This is a genomic window from Pseudomonas sp. D3-27 (genome assembly GCF_051132165.1).
GTDB lineage: Bacteria > Pseudomonadota > Gammaproteobacteria > Pseudomonadales > Pseudomonadaceae > Aquipseudomonas.
The window spans coordinates 3,069,441-3,087,887 of sequence record NZ_CP071667.1; the positions used below are offsets into that span (position 1 = coordinate 3,069,441).

Annotated in this window: 18 protein-coding genes; 6 read left to right on the forward strand and 12 right to left on the reverse strand. The window is 61.9% G+C overall.

The genetic code is table 11. The annotated features are described in order from the left end of the window. Window positions 1-21: 21 nt before the first annotated feature. Window positions 22-717, reverse strand: coding sequence for a tRNA (adenine(22)-N(1))-methyltransferase (locus tag J3P92_RS13960; RefSeq protein WP_434647644.1), 696 nt, complete (start codon window positions 715-717; stop codon window positions 22-24). Between the two features lie 229 nt (window positions 718-946). Between J3P92_RS13960 and J3P92_RS13965 the strand changes: the two genes are divergently transcribed. Then, window positions 947-1,675 (forward strand): substrate-binding periplasmic protein, encoded by a 729-nt coding sequence (locus J3P92_RS13965; RefSeq protein ID WP_434651125.1) that lies wholly within the window; start codon window positions 947-949, stop codon window positions 1,673-1,675. 15 nt (window positions 1,676-1,690) lie between these two features. On the opposite strand, the gene J3P92_RS13970 is transcribed toward J3P92_RS13965, so the two are convergent. Then, the gene (locus J3P92_RS13970) at window positions 1,691-2,149 is read right to left on the reverse strand and encodes a winged helix-turn-helix transcriptional regulator (RefSeq protein WP_420763778.1); all 459 of its coding nucleotides are present in this window, start codon (window positions 2,147-2,149) and stop codon (window positions 1,691-1,693) included. 115 nt (window positions 2,150-2,264) lie between these two features. On the opposite strand from J3P92_RS13970, the gene J3P92_RS13975 reads away from it, so the two are divergent. Further along, window positions 2,265-3,473, forward strand: coding sequence for an MFS transporter (locus tag J3P92_RS13975; RefSeq protein WP_434647647.1), 1,209 nt, complete (start codon window positions 2,265-2,267; stop codon window positions 3,471-3,473). After that, window positions 3,470-3,847: a YceK/YidQ family lipoprotein gene (locus J3P92_RS13980; RefSeq protein WP_434647650.1), complete on the forward strand. Its 378-nt coding sequence runs from the start codon at window positions 3,470-3,472 to the stop codon at window positions 3,845-3,847. The genes J3P92_RS13975 and J3P92_RS13980 overlap by 4 nt, the downstream gene beginning before the upstream one ends. Before the next feature lie 19 nt (window positions 3,848-3,866). On the opposite strand, the gene J3P92_RS13985 is transcribed toward J3P92_RS13980, so the two are convergent. Then, window positions 3,867-4,721: a LysR family transcriptional regulator gene (locus J3P92_RS13985; RefSeq protein WP_434559087.1), complete on the reverse strand. Its 855-nt coding sequence runs from the start codon at window positions 4,719-4,721 to the stop codon at window positions 3,867-3,869. 74 nt (window positions 4,722-4,795) lie between these two features. On the opposite strand from J3P92_RS13985, the gene J3P92_RS13990 reads away from it, so the two are divergent. After that, window positions 4,796-5,767, forward strand: coding sequence for a DMT family transporter (locus J3P92_RS13990; RefSeq protein ID WP_434647652.1), 972 nt, complete (start codon window positions 4,796-4,798; stop codon window positions 5,765-5,767). Here the strand turns inward: J3P92_RS13990 and J3P92_RS13995 are convergent. Then, a complete protein-coding gene (locus J3P92_RS13995; protein WP_434559091.1) occupies window positions 5,731-6,285 on the reverse strand; it encodes a DUF488 domain-containing protein in 555 nt (184 codons plus the stop codon). The genes J3P92_RS13990 and J3P92_RS13995 overlap by 37 nt on opposite strands. 294 nt (window positions 6,286-6,579) lie before the next feature. Then, window positions 6,580-8,634 carry a 2Fe-2S iron-sulfur cluster-binding protein gene (locus tag J3P92_RS14000; protein ID WP_434647655.1) on the reverse strand — a complete coding sequence of 685 codons (2,055 nt, stop codon included), beginning with the start codon at window positions 8,632-8,634 and terminating at the stop codon, window positions 6,580-6,582. Window positions 8,635-8,966: 332 nt separating this feature from the next. On the opposite strand from J3P92_RS14000, the gene yghU reads away from it, so the two are divergent. After that, window positions 8,967-9,806 carry a glutathione-dependent disulfide-bond oxidoreductase gene (gene yghU, locus J3P92_RS14005; RefSeq protein WP_434647658.1) on the forward strand — a complete coding sequence of 280 codons (840 nt, stop codon included), beginning with the start codon at window positions 8,967-8,969 and terminating at the stop codon, window positions 9,804-9,806. Between the two features lie 71 nt (window positions 9,807-9,877). On the opposite strand, the gene J3P92_RS14010 is transcribed toward yghU, so the two are convergent. Both J3P92_RS14010 and J3P92_RS14015 read right to left on the reverse strand, forming a co-directional pair. Beyond that, window positions 9,878-10,804 (reverse strand): Gfo/Idh/MocA family protein, encoded by a 927-nt coding sequence (locus tag J3P92_RS14010; protein WP_434605974.1) that lies wholly within the window; start codon window positions 10,802-10,804, stop codon window positions 9,878-9,880. Window positions 10,805-10,895: 91 nt separating this feature from the next. Continuing rightward, window positions 10,896-11,681, reverse strand: coding sequence for a DeoR/GlpR family DNA-binding transcription regulator (locus J3P92_RS14015; protein WP_420763770.1), 786 nt, complete (start codon window positions 11,679-11,681; stop codon window positions 10,896-10,898). Between the two features lie 220 nt (window positions 11,682-11,901). Here J3P92_RS14015 and mqo point away from each other — a divergent pair, with 220 nt between their 5' ends. Next, window positions 11,902-13,551, forward strand: a complete 1,650-nt coding sequence (gene mqo / locus J3P92_RS14020; RefSeq protein WP_434647661.1) for a malate dehydrogenase (quinone) — start codon at window positions 11,902-11,904, stop codon at window positions 13,549-13,551. Window positions 13,552-13,572: 21 nt separating this feature from the next. Here mqo and J3P92_RS14025 read toward each other — a convergent pair whose 3' ends face one another. Genes J3P92_RS14025 through J3P92_RS14045 form a run of 5 tightly spaced genes read right to left on the reverse strand, consistent with a single transcriptional unit; the run spans window position 13,573 to window position 18,417 of the window. After that, window positions 13,573-14,532 carry a LysR substrate-binding domain-containing protein gene (locus J3P92_RS14025; RefSeq protein ID WP_434647664.1) on the reverse strand — a complete coding sequence of 320 codons (960 nt, stop codon included), beginning with the start codon at window positions 14,530-14,532 and terminating at the stop codon, window positions 13,573-13,575. Window positions 14,533-14,573: 41 nt separating this feature from the next. Next, a complete protein-coding gene (locus J3P92_RS14030; RefSeq protein ID WP_420763766.1) occupies window positions 14,574-15,539 on the reverse strand; it encodes a peptidylprolyl isomerase in 966 nt (321 codons plus the stop codon). A 5-nt stretch (window positions 15,540-15,544) separates the two neighbouring features. Next, window positions 15,545-16,027 (reverse strand): YbjN domain-containing protein, encoded by a 483-nt coding sequence (locus tag J3P92_RS14035; RefSeq protein WP_434647667.1) that lies wholly within the window; start codon window positions 16,025-16,027, stop codon window positions 15,545-15,547. 34 nt (window positions 16,028-16,061) lie between these two features. Then, window positions 16,062-16,709: a DNA repair protein gene (locus tag J3P92_RS14040; protein ID WP_434647670.1), complete on the reverse strand. Its 648-nt coding sequence runs from the start codon at window positions 16,707-16,709 to the stop codon at window positions 16,062-16,064. Between the two features lie 16 nt (window positions 16,710-16,725). Further along, window positions 16,726-18,417, reverse strand: coding sequence for a putative porin (locus J3P92_RS14045; RefSeq protein WP_434647673.1), 1,692 nt, complete (start codon window positions 18,415-18,417; stop codon window positions 16,726-16,728). Window positions 18,418-18,447: the final 30 nt, after the last annotated feature.

Below are 18,447 nucleotides of genomic sequence, written 5' to 3' on the forward strand. Positions count from 1 at the left end.
CGTCATCGAGATTCGCTGGGCTCACGCCAGCAACTCGTTGATCCACCGCACCTGCCGCGCGAGCTCTTGTACTTTTTCTTCAGCCACGGCCTGCTGCGCCTGGGCGAAATTGGCCAGGGTCTTGTGCTTGAGGCGCAGCATGCGTTGCCACTTGGCCAGGAATACCGGGCTGCGGGCCTGCATTTGCAGCGGGCCGAAGTACAGCTCCTCGGCGCTGTACATCACCGGCCCGTCACGCTCGGCGACGATGATTTCGTAGTAGAAGCGGTTTTCCCGCAATACGTCTTCGCACAGGATGCGGTAGTCGTTGTCCATCAGCCATTGGCGCAAGGGCTGTTCGCCGCCATTGGGCTGGAGGATCAGGCGTTCCCGACCGCTCAGGCGACACTTGCCGCTGTCAAGAATGTCGCGAATCGTCTCGCCGCCCATGCCGCACAGACTGATCGCCGTGATGCCGTCCGCCGGTTCGATCGCCGCCAGGCCGTCGGCCAGGCGCACGCTGATCCATTCGTCCAGGCCGCTTTCACGCACGGTGCGCTCAGCCGCGCGGAACGGCGTCAACGCCACCTCTACCGCCACCGCCGCCGCGATCACCCCACGCTTGATCAACGCCACCGGGAGATAGCCATGGTCCGAGCCGATATCGGCCAGGCGCGCCCCTGTCGGCACGAGCCCCGCCACGCGTTCAAGGCGCATGGACAATGTCTGTTCGTTCAAGCGTTCAATCCTGTTTTGCGTTGCTTATGCTGCCGCTGTCTTGGCGGGGCGCCCACTTTATCAGCGATGGAATGTAAAAGTTGCTACCGGCCACGCTTGCGACAATGAACTGAGGCATTGCTCGCATAACGAAGCAGCCGCCGATGCCCGGCACGTGTTTGGGTCTATGCTTGTCTTGGGTTCGCCAGCAACAGCGAACCGTTGATCAGGAGAACACGTGAAGTATTCGATGCCTGCCGCAGTGCTGCTCAGCCTGTTGCTCGGCCCGGCGACCGCACACGGGCAAGTCGTCACCGAGGAATGGGCACCCTACAACTATGTGGAGAACCATCGGCTCACCGGCATGACCACGGAAATCGTCCGGGCCATCATGGCGCTGACTGGCGATCATTTCGAGATGTCGGTGCAACCCAGCATGCGCGCCACGCAGATCCTGAAGAACCGGCCCAAGACCATCATGTATTCGCTGTTCCGCACACCGGAGCGTGAGCCATTGTACAAATGGGTCGGCCCGATCGTTGAGGAATCCATCCACGCCTACCAACTGGCCGGCTCGCCGCCGATCAACTCTCTCGAACAACTGCTGCGCGCTCCGCAGATCACCACGCGGCACGCGGGCCTGGTGCCGCAGACGTTGCAATCGCTGGGTTTCAATAACCTGGACAAAAGTGCGACCGAAAGCAGGCTGCTGTACCGCATGCTGCTTGCCGGACGAACCAGCATCATCGTCGGCGACACCGCGGCCGGAGTGGCGTATTACAGCCGCCAATTGGACATCGCGCCGGGCACCCTGCGCAAGATTCCCATCGAGCTTTACCGCTCGTCGCTGTACATCGCCTTCAGCACCGACAGTGACGACGAACTGATCACCGCTTGGAGCAACGCGCTGGAGCAACTGCGCCGGTCCGGCGAATTGGCGCGTATCCAGCAACGCTATGAGCAGCCTCCCCAGCCCTGAAGCAACGCGCCTGAGTCACGGCTCGCCGGCGATGCGTCTCACCCTGTGGCAATCCCCCGGTTGCAATTTCTGGCCGCTCAATGCGCGGACCTCGATGGGCATCAACGGCTCGCCAGAGGCGTTGTCCAACAGCACCGACCGCGTCTCGTGCTCGGCGAACAAAAACCGTTCGCCCCACTGCCGCAGGCTGATCACGATTGGAAAGATTTCCTGGCCTTTTTCCGTCAGGACATATTCCTTGTAGGCGCTTGCGTCCGATGCGGGCTGCACGCGCAATACACCGACTTGAACCAGGCCTTTGAGGCGCGATGCGAGGATGTTCTTGGCAACGCCCAGGCTCTTCTGGAATTCGCTGAAGCGGCGAATGCCGTCGAAGGCATCGCGGATGATCATGAGCGACCAGCGATCACCGATGATTTCCAGTGTTCGGGCTACCGGGCATTCGCTGTTGGGCGATGGGGTGTTTTCTGACATTGGGTTTCCTGTTTGCTGACGCTGGGGGTAGCTCCACCAAACTAGTTGCAAATTAAAACCCATTCAAGCAAAAATCCAATCCGGTTTTTAATTGCAACCAGATTGGAAGGCGCACATGACCGCACACATCATCCCAAGCCAAGGCCTGTCCCCAGCCCTCACATCCCTGTTATCCATCACCTGCGCACTGGCCGTCGCCAACGTCTACTTCGCCCAACCCCTCCTAGCCTCGATGGCCGAGAGCCTGGGCGTCGCTCCCGCCTCGATCGGCATCGTGGTCACGGCCACCCAGCTTGGATACGCATTGGGCTTGCTCTTTATCGTCCCGCTGGGCGACAGGATCGACGGCAAACGGCTGATCCTGACCCTGGTGACGTTGTCCGTGATTGCATTGGCGGCCGTCGGCGCATCCCAGCATTGGCTCATCCTCCTGGGCGCCATGATCACCACGGGCCTGCTCGCGGTCGTCGTCCAAGTGCTGGTGGCCTATGCAGCCGTGCTATCGGCACCGTCCCGACGAGGCCAGACCGTCGGCACCCTCACCAGCGCAGTCGTGATGGGCATACTTCTGGCGCGATTCATCTCGGGGTTCATCGCCGACCTCGCCGGCTGGCGTGCGGTTTATTTTGTGTCGTCGGGACTGATGCTGATCATCGCGACGGTGTTCTGGAAAGTGGCACCCACCACGGCGTCACCGGGAAATCGGCAGCCCTATCCGGCCCTGATCCGTTCGCTGTTCCAACTGTTCATGACCGAACCGCTGTTACGAATCAGGGGGCTGTTCGCGCTGCTGATCTTCGCCGCGTTTTCCGTCCTCTGGACCGCCATGGTCCTGCCGTTGAGTGCCCCGCCATTGTCGCTTTCCCACACCGCCATCGGCCTGTTTGGCCTGGCCGGGGTTGCCGGCGCGCTGGCGGCTCGGAGAGCCGGTCGCTGGGCCGATCGAGGACTGGGGCAACGCGTGACGGGTCTTTCGCTGGGTCTGCTGGTGCTCTCATGGTTGCCCATCTCCTTCGCCGAAAGCTCCCTGATCGCCCTGGTCTTCGGCGTGGTCTTGCTCGACTTCGCCGTACAAGCCGTGCATGTCACCAACCAGAGCCTCATCCTCGCCGCACGCCCCGACGCGCAAAGCCGCATGGTCGGCGCCTACATGTGTTTCTACTCGATCGGCAGCGCACTGGGTGCCGCCGCCGCGACCCAGGTCTATGCGCTATGGGGCTGGGCCGCGGTCAGTTGGCTGGGTGGGTCGATCAGTGTTGTAGCGTTGGGTTTGTGGGGCGTTTCGATTCATCGGGGCGGGTGCGCTGAACAGAAATCGGCGTGATCGATAACTTGTGCGCGGCGAGCTGCGAGGCGCTTTCGATCAAGGCACCGACTCACCCGTCACAAATGCTACAGTCGCGCTCCAATATTCGAGGGAACGCCATGCGCATCATCGGAGCGGCTCTAACCATCGCAATGCTGACCGGCTGCGCAACGGCCAACGAAACCTTTGGCCCCGGGTCGCTCTGCGGTGTGCAGCCTTATTGCGGTACGTATTTCGATTATCAGGTGCTCAAGGAAGCGGCGACGGAGGATAACGCGACGTACGCCAGTGCGTTTGCGCCGCTCGCGGCCATCGATCTGCCCCTCAGTTTTGTCGCCGATACGCTTATCCTGCCCTACACCCTCTTTCACATAAGGCCGGCGGAAGAATAGCCGTCGCCTCCTCCTGTTCTTACAGTCGAAAGCGCTGCTGGATCGCTTTGCCCAACAGGTCTACCGCTTCATCGGCGTGTGAGGCCTGGGAGCGCACGAACACCACTTCATGATCGGGCACCACCGGCAAACCCTCGAGGATGCGCATGTTCTCCGTCACCCGGGCGCGGTCGATCAGGCTGATTCCCAGTCCGGCTTCCACGCATGCCTTGATGGCCTGGTTCGAGGGGCTCTCCAGGACGATTCGCACCTTGCGCCCGCTTTGCCGCAGCGCCTGCAGCATGACTTGGCGGTAAGGGCATTGCGCCGCATGCACGGCCAGCGGGAGCGGGTCCGTCGCGCTCGGCGCCCCATGGGTCGCGCCTACCCAAACCGGCGTAGTGGTGACCAGGATCTGGCCCGCCGCCTCAGGCTGGTCCATTGGCTGGGTGAGTACGGCGGCCTGCAGTTTTGCACGTTGGACATACTCGCGCAGTGCATAGCTGGGTGCGGTCTTGAGTTCGAGGACCACGTTTGGCCAGGCTGCGGTGAATGTCGGCAGAATGTCGCGAATGACATGATCGGCGTATTCGTCCGGCACGCCCAGGGTGACGCGCCCCGCCAGCCGTGTCCCGTGTAGGTCGGCGAGCACGCGGTCATGGGTCGCGAGCAGCTCCGTGGTGGACACGAGCAGGCGCTTGCCCAAGGCAGTCAGGGAAACCGACTGATTGTCACGGTCCAGCAAACGTCCCCCGGCGACTGCTTCCAATCGCTGGATGTGCACGCTCACCGCCGCCGGGCTCTTGTGGAGCTGCTGCGCCGCGCCGCTGAACTTGCCCAGGCGCGCGACCGCATGAAACGTCCGGATCAGTTCGATATCCAGTATGGCTGTCATGATTCAACCTTTTTAAACCAGTGCTGCACGATATTTTGATTTATTAGATTAGTCGGCTTTCGTAGCCTGTGACCATGAACCCGACCAAATCGATCACCCGCTCGTTGCCGCCCAGTGCGTATTGGCTGATTCCGTTGCCCTTGCTCGAAGCGGCATTACTCGTGGCCTGGAGCTCCGGCTTCGTCGGCGCGCGATTCTCCATCGATTACGCCCCGCCGCTGCTTGTGGTGTTCTGGCGTTGCGTGCTGGTCACGCTCCTGCTGTTTCCTTTCGTCGTCCGGCAACTGAGGCGTACCGCCCTCGTCACCCTCCTGAAAAACGCCGGTATCGGACTGCTGGCGATGGCGGGTTACCTGGCTGGTATTACCCAGGGCATCGCCTGGGGTGTGCCCGCTGGCCTGGCCGCCTTGTTCGCCGACTTGTTGCCGATGGGCCTGGCGCTGATGGCCGCGGGTATCCTGGGGCAGCGCATGGCGCCGCGGGTCTGGGCAGGTTTGTTCATAGGCCTGATGGGCGTTGCCCTGGGCACCCATGGCGCGCTCGGGTGGGGCAGCGCGCCGTTGTGGGTCTACGGGCTGCCACTGCTGGGCATGTTGTCGCTCGCTGCGGCGACGCTCTGGCAAAAACACCTGCCAGCCTCGCAATCCATGGGCCTGCTACCGAACCTCTGGTTGCAATGTTGTGTCTCGGGCCTGGCCTTTGCCCTGATCGAAGGCGTGCAAGGCAGTCTGGCGCCGATACCCAGTACGGGGTTCGCCCTGAGCGTCATATGGACGGCCGGATTGTCGACGATGGGCGGCTATGGACTCTACTGGCTATGCCTGCGCCGGGCCTCGGCGACCCGGGTCGCCAGCGTTCTTTACCTGAGCCCGCCCATCACGATGGTGTGGGCATGGGCGATGTTCGACGAACCGCTGTCATGGCAAATGGCGCTGGGGATGGCGGTGTCTGCTGTCGGGATCGGATTGGTTGTGCGAGGGGAAGCGCGTGAGGCGCGACGCAAACAACCTCACGGAACGGCTGCCGAATCGGAAACCGCCGGGTAGGTCAGCTTCAGTTCGGAGCGTCGTGCCGCCGGGTTCAACGCCGCCCGGGTGGCCTTGTCCTTGTCCATGATATGGAAGACGTCGACACCGCGAATCAGCAGGTAATCGGTGATGATGCGGCGATGACAACGCCACCAGACCGCTTCCGCACACATGATGGCGCATCGGCGTGCCTGGTTGAGCGCAAGGAGGCGGTCCAGGCCCGTCTCGAATTCGTCCGACAGCGCGTAATCCGCATAATTGTGGAAACTGCGGTTTTCCCAGAATCCGTTGACCTCATCGGCTACCGTCCTGGATTTTTTTCGCAGGCCGCCCAGCTCCCGTATCTGCTCATGCTTCAACCCGTGCGGCTCCAACAGCCCCGCAAGCGTATCGAGGTTGTATTGAGGATTCGTCCGGGATCTCGGAACAGTCCTGACGTCTACGATCATCTCGACATCGAAGCTTTTTACGATGTCCACGAATTGCTCGAGGGTTCGGGTCGAATGACCGATCGTGTAGAGGCTGGGTTCTTCCATGACGGATCCAGATTCAGCTGAGCGTTTTTATAGGAACAACTGCGCCGCACGTTAGTTTCCCAACACGCCCGTCACAAAAGCCCGGGCACGACAACATGCCCGGGGCTTTGCAGAGCGCGCAATCAAGCCGGTTGCTTGAGCGTGTCGTACGCCTCCAGCGACCGCAGCGAGTAGATATAAGCTGCGCCAGCATTCATCAATCCCAGGCGGCGTTCAGCAAGAAATTCAAAGAGGTCTATGGCGAGGCGCCGGGACGTGTAAGGCGGACGATCTAGTCAGCTTGCATCGCCGGCTTCAAACCTCCAATACCAAAGGCTCGCTGCCCTGGGCCGGTACCGCGCAACAGATCAGCACTTCGCCGTCGGCCACGGGCTCGGCGGGTTGGGTCAGGTAGTGCACCTGACCTTGGGTCATGCGGGTTTTGCAGGTACCGCAGGAACCGCCACGGCAACTGAATTCCGGATTCAGGCCGCGGGCCTCGGCCAGCTCGAGCAGCGTCCCGCTGCCGGGTTCCCAGCGGGCTTCCTTGGCCGAACCGGAGAACAGCACTTTCACCGCATCAGTCGCCACTGGCACCTGTTCGGCGGCCGGTACGCGGACCTCGATATCGCGCACCAGCGTAGACGGACCAAAGGTTTCAGCGTGAATGCGATCATCCGGGATACGCAGCTTGCGCAGGCCGTCGTAGAGCGCCTGGGTAAACGTGCCCGGACCGCACAGGTAGTAATCGTAGTCGTCCAGCGGCAGCAGTTGCTTGAGCAGCGCCACATCGATTCGTCCGGCCACGTCATAACCCTGCCCGGGTTTGCCGTCGGCGGGCGGTTGGCTGACCAGCCGCAGCACTTTCACTTTGTCACCGGCACGCGCCACCAGCTCATCGATTTCCTCGCCAAAGGCCAGGTTGGCCACGTGCCGGGCACTTTGCACCAGCCAGACCGGACGCATGCGGCTGATGCGTTTTCCTTGATAGACCACCTCGCGCAGCATCGACAACAGCGGCGTGATGCCAACGCCCGCCGCCAGCAGCACCAACGGCCGGCGCTCGGTGGCGTCCACCGTGAAATGACCTTGTGGCGCCCGGGCTTCGATATCGTGGCTCGCCTGGATCTGCTCATGCAGATGCGAAGAGACCGCGCCGTCACGCTTGACGCTGATGCGCAGGAAATCATCCGAGGGCGCGCTGGACACGCTGTACGTCCGGATCGAAGGCACGCCCTGCCCCTCCAACAACACCCGCACGGGCAGATGCTGCCCGGCCTCGAACCGGGGCAAGCCGGCACCGTCGGTGGTTTGCAGATAGAACGAGCGGATGTTGTGGCTTTCGTCCACCACTCGCGTGACTTGCAGCGCACGCCAATGGGTACGCAGGGCCTCGGCCTGCAAGCGTTCGGCAGTCTGTTCCCAGTTGCCGGTCATCAGTGAATTGGGCGAGTCGCCTTCAGCCTGATCCTTCCAGCGCAACGGTATCGCCGTCGAACGGTAGACCACGCGCTGCGGGGTGAACCGCAATAACCGTTCGGCGCCCTGGAACGCGGCGATCTGCGGGTCTTCCAACACCACCTGCGCCGAACCACTCATCTGCAGCAGGTCGCCGGTCTGGAAATCGACGAACACCAAGCCTGCGCGGGGGTTCAGCAGGATGTTGCCGAGCGTGTTGAAGAACAGGTTTCCAGAAAAATCCGGGATGGTCAGCGTCCCGTCCTCGTCCATGCGTACGAAACCGGGCTTGCCGCCGCGATGGGAGGCGTCGACCTGCCGTTCACCGTCGCGTACCACGTAAGTGGCGATGTAGAACGAGTCTGACGCGGTGACCAGACGACGAACCAAAGGATCGGCTACTTCCAGCTCACGTGAGGCAGCCGGCTGCTCATCGACGAAGCGGTATTGGCGCAGATTGATGTAACGCGGGCAGTTGCCATAGGCCTGGGTCACCGAAATCTCCAGGCCCTGGTCAAGCTCGCGGCGCACCACGCCGTTCATGCGATTACGCCGACGGGTGTGCAATTCGATACCCAGCATGCCGATGGCGTCGCCCTCGCCCAGCCCTTCTTGTGCCGGGTCTTCGGGCTGCGCATCGAAATGGATATGCAGCGTTTCAGGATCTGGTGAATTCATGAAGCCGGGCTGCCCGGTGCGCAGAGTCGCCCAGACATCGCCCTGACGATCCACTGCCCCAAGCACCACAAACGGCAATTGCCCGTAGAACTCCCGGTGCTGGTCCGGCATCCAGGTACGCGCCAGTTGTCGCTGACCGACGCCGGCCATCATCTCAACCGCCCCGACGGAGCGCTGCAAGGTCAACTCCCCTTCATGCCAGGGCGAAGATTGTGCTTTGGTGGCTTCGTTCATCAGCTACTCCTCGCGCCCCCCGTTTTGCAACGGGGTTGAATGCGCATTGGTCAGGGAGGGTCCATTACACCGATGGCGAACGGTGCATGAGGGTGGAGCCATCTTCTGCCCAAAGCGGTGGCGCAGGAATACGCATGGATTGAAATCCACTGTTTCATTAAATGGAATGACCCTTCAAAGCGCTGCGCCGTCGACTCGACTTATCTTGTCGGTGGCCCTTGTCTGCCTGACAGAGCGCCCATAGATTAGAGTCCACGTCTCGACGCCAGCCATAGCGCAAACGTGTCGTGGCTTCGTCCCGGAACAAGTGCACTCAACGATAAGGTACGTTCATGAGCCAAGCGTCTTACGTTCCACCCAAAGTCTGGAAACACGAGGCCCCCTCGGGTGGCCACTTCGCGAGCATCAACCGGCCTGTCGCCGGGCCGACCCACGAAAAAGACTTGCCGATCGGCGAGCATCCTTTGCAGCTCTATTCGCTGGCAACGCCCAATGGCGTGAAAGTCACGATCATGCTCGAAGAGCTGTTGGCCCTCGGGCACACCGGCGCGGAATACGACGCCTGGCTGATTCGCATCGGCGAAGGCGACCAGTTCTCCAGCGGCTTTGTCGAAGTCAATCCGAACTCCAAGATCCCGGCCCTGCTGGACCGCAGCGTCGAGCCGCCGACCCGTGTGTTCGAGTCCGGTTCGATCCTGCTGTACCTGGCGGAGAAATTCAGCGCTTTGCTGCCCAGCGATCTGGCCGGCCGCACTGAAACCCTGAACTGGTTGTTCTGGCAGATGGGCTCGGCCCCTTACCTGGGCGGTGGTTTCGGCCATTTCTACGCCTACGCGCCGGACAAACTGGAATACCCCATCAATCGCTTCACCATGGAAGCCAAGCGCCAACTGGATGTCCTGGACCGTCGCCTGGCTGAAAACCGCTACCTGGCCGGCGAGGCGTACACCATCGCCGACATCGCGGTCTGGCCTTGGTATGGCCAACTGGTGCGGAACGACGTGTACTCGGCGGCCGAATTTCTTAGCGCCCATGAGTACACCCATGTGCAGCGCTGGGCGGAGGAAATCGCCCAGCGGCCCGCAGTCATGCGCGGACAGCGTGTCAACCGGACCTGGGGCGATGAGGCGAGCCAGGTGCCGGAGCGGCATCGGGCGCAGGATTTGGGCTAGGCAAGGCACCATGGCGAGGGAGCAAGCTCGCTCGCCATGGAAGCTCTGCTATACCCCCGGCATGGGGTATTTCAGTCGTAGAACGGCTCGACCAAGGTACGGCTGCCGACGAAAAAGCTGTCCGCCACCAGGCGCAGCGGTTGCAGGTCCATGTCGCACGCCTTGTCATTGATCAGTTGCTGGAAGTGCCGGTACACCGCCGCGTACTCACCCTCCTGCGACACGACCTGGCGCACGCCGTCGATGCTCAGCAGCGCACCGCCGTTGTCCAAGCGCAAAGTGCCTTCGGCGCAACGAATCTCGATGCTCCAGAGCTCATCATGACCATGGTCGAAATCGAACTCCGCGCGGATATCGAGACCGCGCGCGTCCGACATCTTGATGCTCGCGGCGATGGGCGACTGGCAGTTGTCGGGAACCCGCAGTTCGGCCGACTCGACGAACAATGACAGCGGCAACAGGTGGGTGGCGATGGACAAGGCGTTGATGCCCGGATCAAACACGCCCAGGCCGCCGGGTTGCCAGATCCATGCCTGGCCGGGGTGCCATTTGCGCACGTCTTCCTTCCAATCGATCTGGACGCTTTGCAGCGTGCGGCTGGCAAGCCAGTCGCGGGCCGCCTCGATGCCGGGCGCATAACGCGAATGCCAGGCGAACAGCCCGCTGACGCCTGCCGCATGCGCCTGGTCCACCAACGCCATGGCCTCGCCCAATGTGGCGCACGGGGGCTTTTCCACCAGGACGTGTTTACCCGCCTCCAGCGCCTGCCGCACCAGCTCGAACCGGCCCTGGGGCGGCGTGCAAAACGCGACCGCATCGACGCGCGGACCTTTGTCCAGCAGCTCCCCCAGGGACTGGAAGTTCTCCACTCCGGCGCAAGGCTGCCCTTGGGTCGCGACCGCCACCAACTCGAAAGCAGGGTTGGCGCGGATAGCGGGCACGTGTTGGTCCTGGGCAATTTTACCGTAGCCCACCAGACCGAGACGGATCGGTTGCATCGATGACTCCTGACTTTTGTACTTATGATGGGGCAGCAAACTAGACGTAAAACGCTTGTCGGACAATGGGCTCGTGGCCCGTTGCAGCATCTTATGTCTTGGCGGGGGCTTTGATGACCTTGGCGATGCGCTCCAGGAAGGGGTCGAGCCGCTCATGGGGTGCATCGTGTTCCACCACCAGCGCGGTGACTTCTTCACACGTCGCCACTTGGTAATGAGCAACGCTGGACAGCTTCTGGTTGGTAACCGCCACCACCACCTGACCGCTCGCCGCGACCACCGCACGCTTGAATTCGGCGTCATCCAGGCCAAACGCCGTCACGCCATTGTCCGGGTCGATGGCGCAGGCACCGACAAAACACAGGTCGAAATTGAACTGGCGCAATTGCTGGACGGCCGCCAGCCCGATCGCACCGCCGGCGACAGGGTTCAGACGGCCACCGAGCAGGATGACCTCGGCGTTGGGCAGCTTCATCAACTCCACCGCGATCAAGGGCGAGTTGGTGCTGATGGTCAAGCGCAGCGCTGGATCGATGGCACGGGCAATCGCCAGGTTGGTCGACCCGGCATCGAGAAAGACGTGCTGACCGGCGCTGAGCAACGACGCCGCCGTCCGGGCAAGGTCGTCCTTGCGCGCCGGATCCTGATGGATCCGAACGTCTATGGGCGCTTCGGCCGCCGGCAGGCGAATCGCGCCGCCATAGACGCGCTTGCACAAGCCTGCCGCCGCCAATGCCCCGAGGTCCCTGCGGATCGAGTGTTCGGATACATTGAATTCGCTGGCCAGGTCCGCCGCGATGACCCGGCCATAAACGGCGAGTCGCTCACTGATCAAGCGTTGGCGCTCGCCGGGAAATACTTCGTGAGTGGCGCTCATGACATCACAACCTGCATAAACGAGCATGAATAAACATAAACGAGCACAATATGCCGGGTCTTGTTCGGGTCGTCAAACCCCCGCCGCAGCCCAGGCTGAATCACCTTTCGTCACCCTCTCCCGCCGGGTCGCTGAACAGCGCCCCGTGACGCCAGTCAACACAAGGTCGGTTGCGTCATTTCGTTAACGAGCGACTTCCTCGGTCGCCGAGGATGGAACTATGAACACTGCAATCATTGCGACCCTGCTGACCGTCGCCCTCTCATTGAGCGTCAACGGTGCCCAGGCCGCGGAAACGAAAAAAGTCGATGTGCTGCTGGTGGGCGGCGGCATCATGAGTTCAACCTTGGGCATATGGCTCAACGAGCTAGAACCGGGCTGGTCGATGGAAATGGTCGAACGCCTGGATGCCGTGGCCGAAGAAAGCTCCAACGGCTGGAATAACGCCGGCACCGGCCATTCGGCGCTGGCCGAGCTGAACTACACGCCGATGGACGACCAAGGCAACGTCAACATTACCAAGGCCATCGAGATCAACGAGGCCTTCCAGATCACCCGGCAGTTCCTGGCGTGGCAGGTCAAGAGCGGCGTCTTGAAAAACCCCCGTTCGTTTATCAACTCCACCCCGCACATGAGCTTTGTATGGGGTGACGACAACATCAAGTTCCTGCGCAAACGCTACGAAGCGCTGCAGGCGAGCCCCTTGTTCCGCCCAATGCAATATTCGGAAGACCCGGAGCAGATCAAGAAGTGGGTGCCCTTGATGATGGAAGGCCGCGATCCGAATCAAAAGCTCGCGGCCACTTGGGCGCCGATCGGCACCGATGTGAACTTTGGTGAAATCACCCGCCAGTACGTCAGCTATCTGCAAAGCAAACCCAACTTCAGCCTGAAGCTGTCCAGCGAAGTGCGCGACATCACCCGCAATGACGACGGTACCTGGCACGTTGAATACAAGAACCTCAAGGACGGCGAAACGAGCGCCACCGACGCCAAGTTCCTGTTTATCGGCGCAGGCGGCGGCGCCCTGCATCTGTTGCAGAAGTCAGGCATTCCAGAGGCTGACGAATACGCGGGCTTCCCGGTCGGCGGCTCGTTCCTGGTCGCCGAGAACCCCAGCGTTGCCGAACGACACATGGCAAAGGCCTACGGGATTGCGTCCACCGGCGCGCCGCCGATGTCGGTGCCTCATTTGGATACGCGGGTACTGGACGGCAAGCGCGTCGTCCTGTTCGGGCCATTTGCGACCTTCTCCACCAAGTTTCTCAAGGAAGGGTCCTACTTCGACCTGTTCACCAGCATGACCACGCACAATGTCTGGCCCATGACCAAGGTCGGCATCGAGCAATACCCCTTGGTTGAATACCTGGCCGGCCAGCTCATGCTGTCGGATGATGATCGTTTCAAGGCCTTGCAGGAGTATTCCCCCCAGGCCAAGCAGGAAGACTGGCGCCTCTGGCAAGCCGGCCAACGGGTGCAGGTCATCAAGCGCGATGAGGAAAAAGGCGGCGTGCTGAAGTTGGGCACCGAAGTGGTGGCCTCCCAGGACGGCAGCATCGCCGGCCTGCTTGGCGCGTCCCCTGGCGCATCGACGGCGGCCCCGATCATGCTTGAAGTGATGCAACGGGTCTTCAAGGACAAGGTCGCCTCCCCGGCCTGGCAGCAAAAGCTGCACCAGATCGTGCCCAGCTATGGGACACGCCTCAACGACGATCCTGACCGTGTCTACGAGGAATGGAAATACACCAGCGACGTGTTACAACTGACACCGCCACCGGATATTCGTGGCAACAGTGAGCCGAAGGCTCCGACCAACAGCGATCCGGTGGGCCAGAAGCACAGCGACTCCGACCCGGACCTGGCGTTGTGAAGGAGGGCTGGCCGGCACGGGCTAGAACCATTCCCGGTGTTCCTCAAACGCCGCGCGGACCAGCGCCGCCAGCCGGGCGACTTCTTCCCGGTGTGCTTCGTCGCCGTGCACGGCCATCCAGACCTGCATCGTCATGTCCCGGCCGAACAACTCGGGTAGCGGCTGCAGGTTTTTTTCGAGCGCGCCTACGTAATGCGGCAGCAGGCCCACGCAAGCGCTCCACTGGATCATCTGGCGCATCAATTCATAGGAATTCACGTGGGTGACGCCAGAACGACGCGCCTCGACTGCTCTATTCCAAGGCTGCAGGGAAGCAATGTCCGCGTGGCTGTGCAGGCTCACCAACATGTAGTCCTGCAGTTCGACCAGGCTGCGCGGGCGGCTCGCTTCCCGTGAATAACGCTTGGCGATGTGCGGAATGTATTCCAGTTCGGCGAGACAACTGAGCTCGGCCACCGGAAACGACAGCCTCGGAGCCACGACTTGCGAGTCGGCGAGCCAGACGATGACATCCGCCTCGACCGGTTCGCTGTCGAGGCGCAGCAGGTTCAGGCGTACGTTGGCGTGCCGGCGCAGGAAGCCGAGCAGGTCGCGATTAAGGATGTCATGCAACAAGGGCTCCGCCATGGCCACACGAACCAGCGCCTGGTCCTCCTCGGACGTACCGGGCAATGCCAGCAACGCACGGTGGGCCAGCAACTGGCTGCGCAGATGGTGACCGTCCTGGCTGAGCACCAGCGCATTGCCTCGGTGCTCGAACAAAGGACGCCCGTAATGGCTCGATAGCCGCGAAAGTTTTTTGCGCAACAACGAAGCTTTGACGTTGAGGCTCCGCGCCGCCTGCATAAAACAGCTGCAACGGGCCGCCACCAGGAAGAACTCCAATGCCTGGAGATCCTTGAAGCCGTTCAAGACATCGGTACCTACCGAGGTGGCCTGCCGCGCACACTCGTGAATGAGATCAACCTCCTCCAACGCCATACGCCCTCCTCCCTAAGGTGACCCTCGAATTGCCGGACCGCTTAACGAACAGACTCCAATGCCTGATTCAGTTGCGCGCCATCGATGCTCAGCGTTGCCTTGCTCACCAACCCTTCCATATAGGCCCTGGCCACTTGTTCCTGGCGCTGATTGCGCAGCGCCTCGCGCAGTTGTTCGCGAACTTCATCCAGGCTGGCGGCGCGTGCCGGCTGCATGTCGGTCAGTTTGAGAATGTGAAAACCCGCCTGGCTCCGCAACGCGTCGGAAACGCTGCCGACCCGTTGCCGGCTCAAGACCTGGCGCATCTCCGGCACGTATTGTTGCAACGGTTGCAAGCCGCTGTCACCGCCGCGTTGGGCCGTCGCCTGGTCCTCGGAAAACTGCCGGGCGAGGTCGGCAAAATCCGCGTTGGGGGCCTGGGCACGACGAGCCAGCTCGGTGGCTTTCTTGCGCAGCGGTTCTTCGTTGGCTCCCGGCTCAACCGCGATGAAAATCTGGCTGACTCGGTACAGCGCCGGGCTTCGCAGCTTGTCCTTGGCGCTCTCGTAAGCCTGTTGCAGGGCTTGGTCATCCGGATAGTCGGCGGGGACCTGGCTGACGGATTGCAAGTAAGTGCGCAGCAAAATCTGTTCGGTGGCCGCGCGGGTCATCTGTTGGATGTCCGGACGCTCCTGCCAACCTTGGGCGTCGGCCTGCTGCAACAGGGCTTTCTCTGCCAGGCGCGCTCGGACCCACCCCTCCAGCGCACCACGATTGCCGCGCAGCTGCTCGCGCACCTGCGGTGTGAGCGCGCTCAACACAGCGTTGAGCTCGGCGCTGCTCAGTTGCAGTTCGCCCAGGCTGGCCACGGCCGGTGCAGCCTCGGCCGGGGCTCTGGCGGGTTTCGGTTGTGCCGCAGGCACCGAGGCTTGGGATACGCCGTCAGGGTTGGAGATTACCGTCAGCACAATGCCGCCGAGCACCAGGACAGCCGCACTGATGCCAGCCAGTCTGCTAAACCTGTTCATAGTAATCAGGCCTCTTCGACCGCAGCTTCCTGCGTTACATCCGCACCGTCTTTGTGCTGCTCGCGTGCGTGCTGGCTGTAGTCGCGCAGGTACACCACGAACTCTTGCAACAGGCGGTCCCAGAGTTCCAGCACGCCACGCACGTGGTCTTCACTGACACCGGCGGCAACGATGGCATCCATTTCCATCACCAGGAAATCGCCCTGGCGACTCAGGCGGGCAAAGCGGCGACTGGCATTCCATACCTGGACCAGACCGTCAGGCAATTGGCCCTCGATGCGCAACGCGCAACTGAACGTGAAATCGACAAAGCTGCCCTCGGTGGCGGCCGGGTTGCCGAAACGCACGGCAAAACCAATGCCCTGGCTGGCGCTCAACAACTGAACCACGGCGCCTTGCTCGGTACGATTGACACGATAACCGGAGGCTTGCAGTAATTCGCCCAGTTGCTCGGGAGTGATGCTATGGATCAGTGTCTGTGCGGTCATGACAGGATGTTCCTTATGGTCATTTGATCAATGGTTAGTTGCCGGCAGTGGACTTGGCGGCATCGAACTGGGTCTGGTACAGCGCATCGCCGTAGCGCTGCGCCAATTCTTCGAACTTCACCCGCGCCCCACTGGCGAAGGGTTGGCGGATCTTCAATACGTCGCTGACCTCGATGTTTTCGTAGGCAGTGAGGATCTCCTTGGCGATGCCGTACATCTCTTGGTTTTTCGCCACGCACTGCTGCACTTCACTGTCCCGACTGGTCAGGCTGGCTTGCAGCGTGGCGCGCGCCGCCTCTATACCCCGTGCGCGGCCCAGCAGCTCTTCATAAGCTTGTTTGAACTTGCCGACCTGCTCGGTACTGGCCGCGATCTGCGCCTGGGCGCTGCTGCGTACGGCGTCCTGTTGCGCGCCCAGTTGTTCGCTCTGGCTGCGGGCCTTGGCGAGTTCGGCGGTCAGTTGCTTGATTTGCGCTTGTGCCGCGCTCAGCTCGGTCTGTGCTGCCTGGCGCGCGGCGGCGCCTTGCGCCTGTTCGCTCTGCAAGGTTTGCAGCTGTTGAGTGGTACTGCGCAACTGGGCACGCAGGCGTTCTTCCAAGGTTTGCGCCGATGCGCCCAGGGCTGCACCGAGCCCCAACAGCAGCACCACGGCGTGGATCGCGGGATGAAATGACTTTTTCATGCTGTCTCTCCCGGCGCTAGAAGCGCGTGTTGAGCTCAAGTTGCAGAACGTCGATATCGAACGGCGCGCCGTAGACTTCTTCGCTGCTCAACCAGCGCGCGGTCGCGAAGACGTTGTCTTCGATGCCGTAGTTGCCGCCGAGGAAATAACCCTTGGCGTTGGTGCCGCCGAGGTGGAACGAGGAGTCGTTGAAGCCGTCCGGCAAGGCGTCCGGCTCGATGTATTTGTAGCCGGCGAACAGGTTCCAATCGCCGCGCTTCTTCAGGTCCAGGGAACTGCCCAGGGTGAACTGCAGCATCCAGGCGGTATCGCCGCTTTCGATGTCACCGTTTTCGTCCACGTTGTTGACCAGCGCACCGGCCGAGCGCTTGCGCATCTTGCCTTCGTCGTAACCAAGGTTGACCAGGTAGTTGCCCTGGCTGCGCAGCTTGAGATCGTCGAACAGCAAGGTGTCCCACACCAGATTCAAGTCAAGCACGTTGAACTCCGAGGCCAGGCCCACGAATTGTGGTTGCGGCGAGGTGGTCGGCGCGGAAGGGTCAGGCACCAGGTTGCGCAGTTCCATCAGGGTGTTGCCCTTTTGCATGAACGCCGGACGCGTTTCGTCACTGTCACAGGCCGGCGCGCCGTCGTAGATAGCGCAAGGGTTGGAGCGCCGCCCTTCGATGTCGTCAAACTGGTAGTAAGCCAGTGCCCCTTTGATGCTGTTGTCCGGCGCAAACGCCCAGGTCGCGCCAAGCTGGGCGCCGTAGAGCCACTTGTTCTCGCTGTCTTCCTTGTTGAAACCATCGCTCGACGCGCTGTCGGAGCTGTACTCCACCGGGAACGCACCGAGGGTGCCGAACATTGCCAGGTCGCGGCTCAACGGGTGATTGAACGAGCCGGCCAAGCCGTCGAAATTGAGGTCGTTGGAATACAGCAGATCGGTGGACATGAACGGGTTGGGCATGCGCCCGCCGGTGAAGCTCAGTTCCTTGGTGGGGCGATAGTTGAGGTAGCCCTGATCGAGCCACAGGTCCTTTTTGTCAAAGCCGCCGCCAAGGGTCTGGGTGGTGGAGACAGGACTGCTGTCCGATCCCGTGCCCAGGCGGATAGCCGCTGTCCATTGCGGGGAAAGCGCCGCCCGCATACCCATGCGAGCCCGCAGGCGCAGCATGTTCTCGCGGTCTTCGCGGGTATTGAGCAACGGCGGAAGTTGCGAGCCGCTGTTGGGGTTGACGTCATAAGGCCCGCTGTTGTTGAGCTCGGCGAAGTCGACGATCTCGTTGCTGTTGCTGCCCGAGTAGAAGCGCGACTCGTTGCGCAAGCGCACGTCGCCTTCAAAGGTGATGCGTGAGACCCAGTCGGGGAAGGTGTTGGGCTGGGCCCAGTTTTCCTGTTTGGCCTGGGCGATCACTTCGGCTTTCACCTGGTCGCGAATCTGTTCCCGAACGATGGCCGGCACGTATTGCACCCGCACCTCCCCCGGCGCGCCGGGCGCTGGCACCGGCGCGGCAGTCGCGGCGGCCTGCCGGGCTTGCACGGCCTCGGCTTCGGCCTGATCGATCAGCGCTTGCGCCTGGTCCTGCTTGAGCACGCCTTGTTGCACCAACAGGCGAATCAGATTGACCGTCGCGTTCTGCGAGGGTGTCTGCGCCAACGCGCTGCCCGCCAGGCTGGCGATCACCAGGCCGACGCCCAGCGCCAATCGATTGATTTTGCAGATCATGAACACAACTCCTAATGGTCTCTTGTCGAC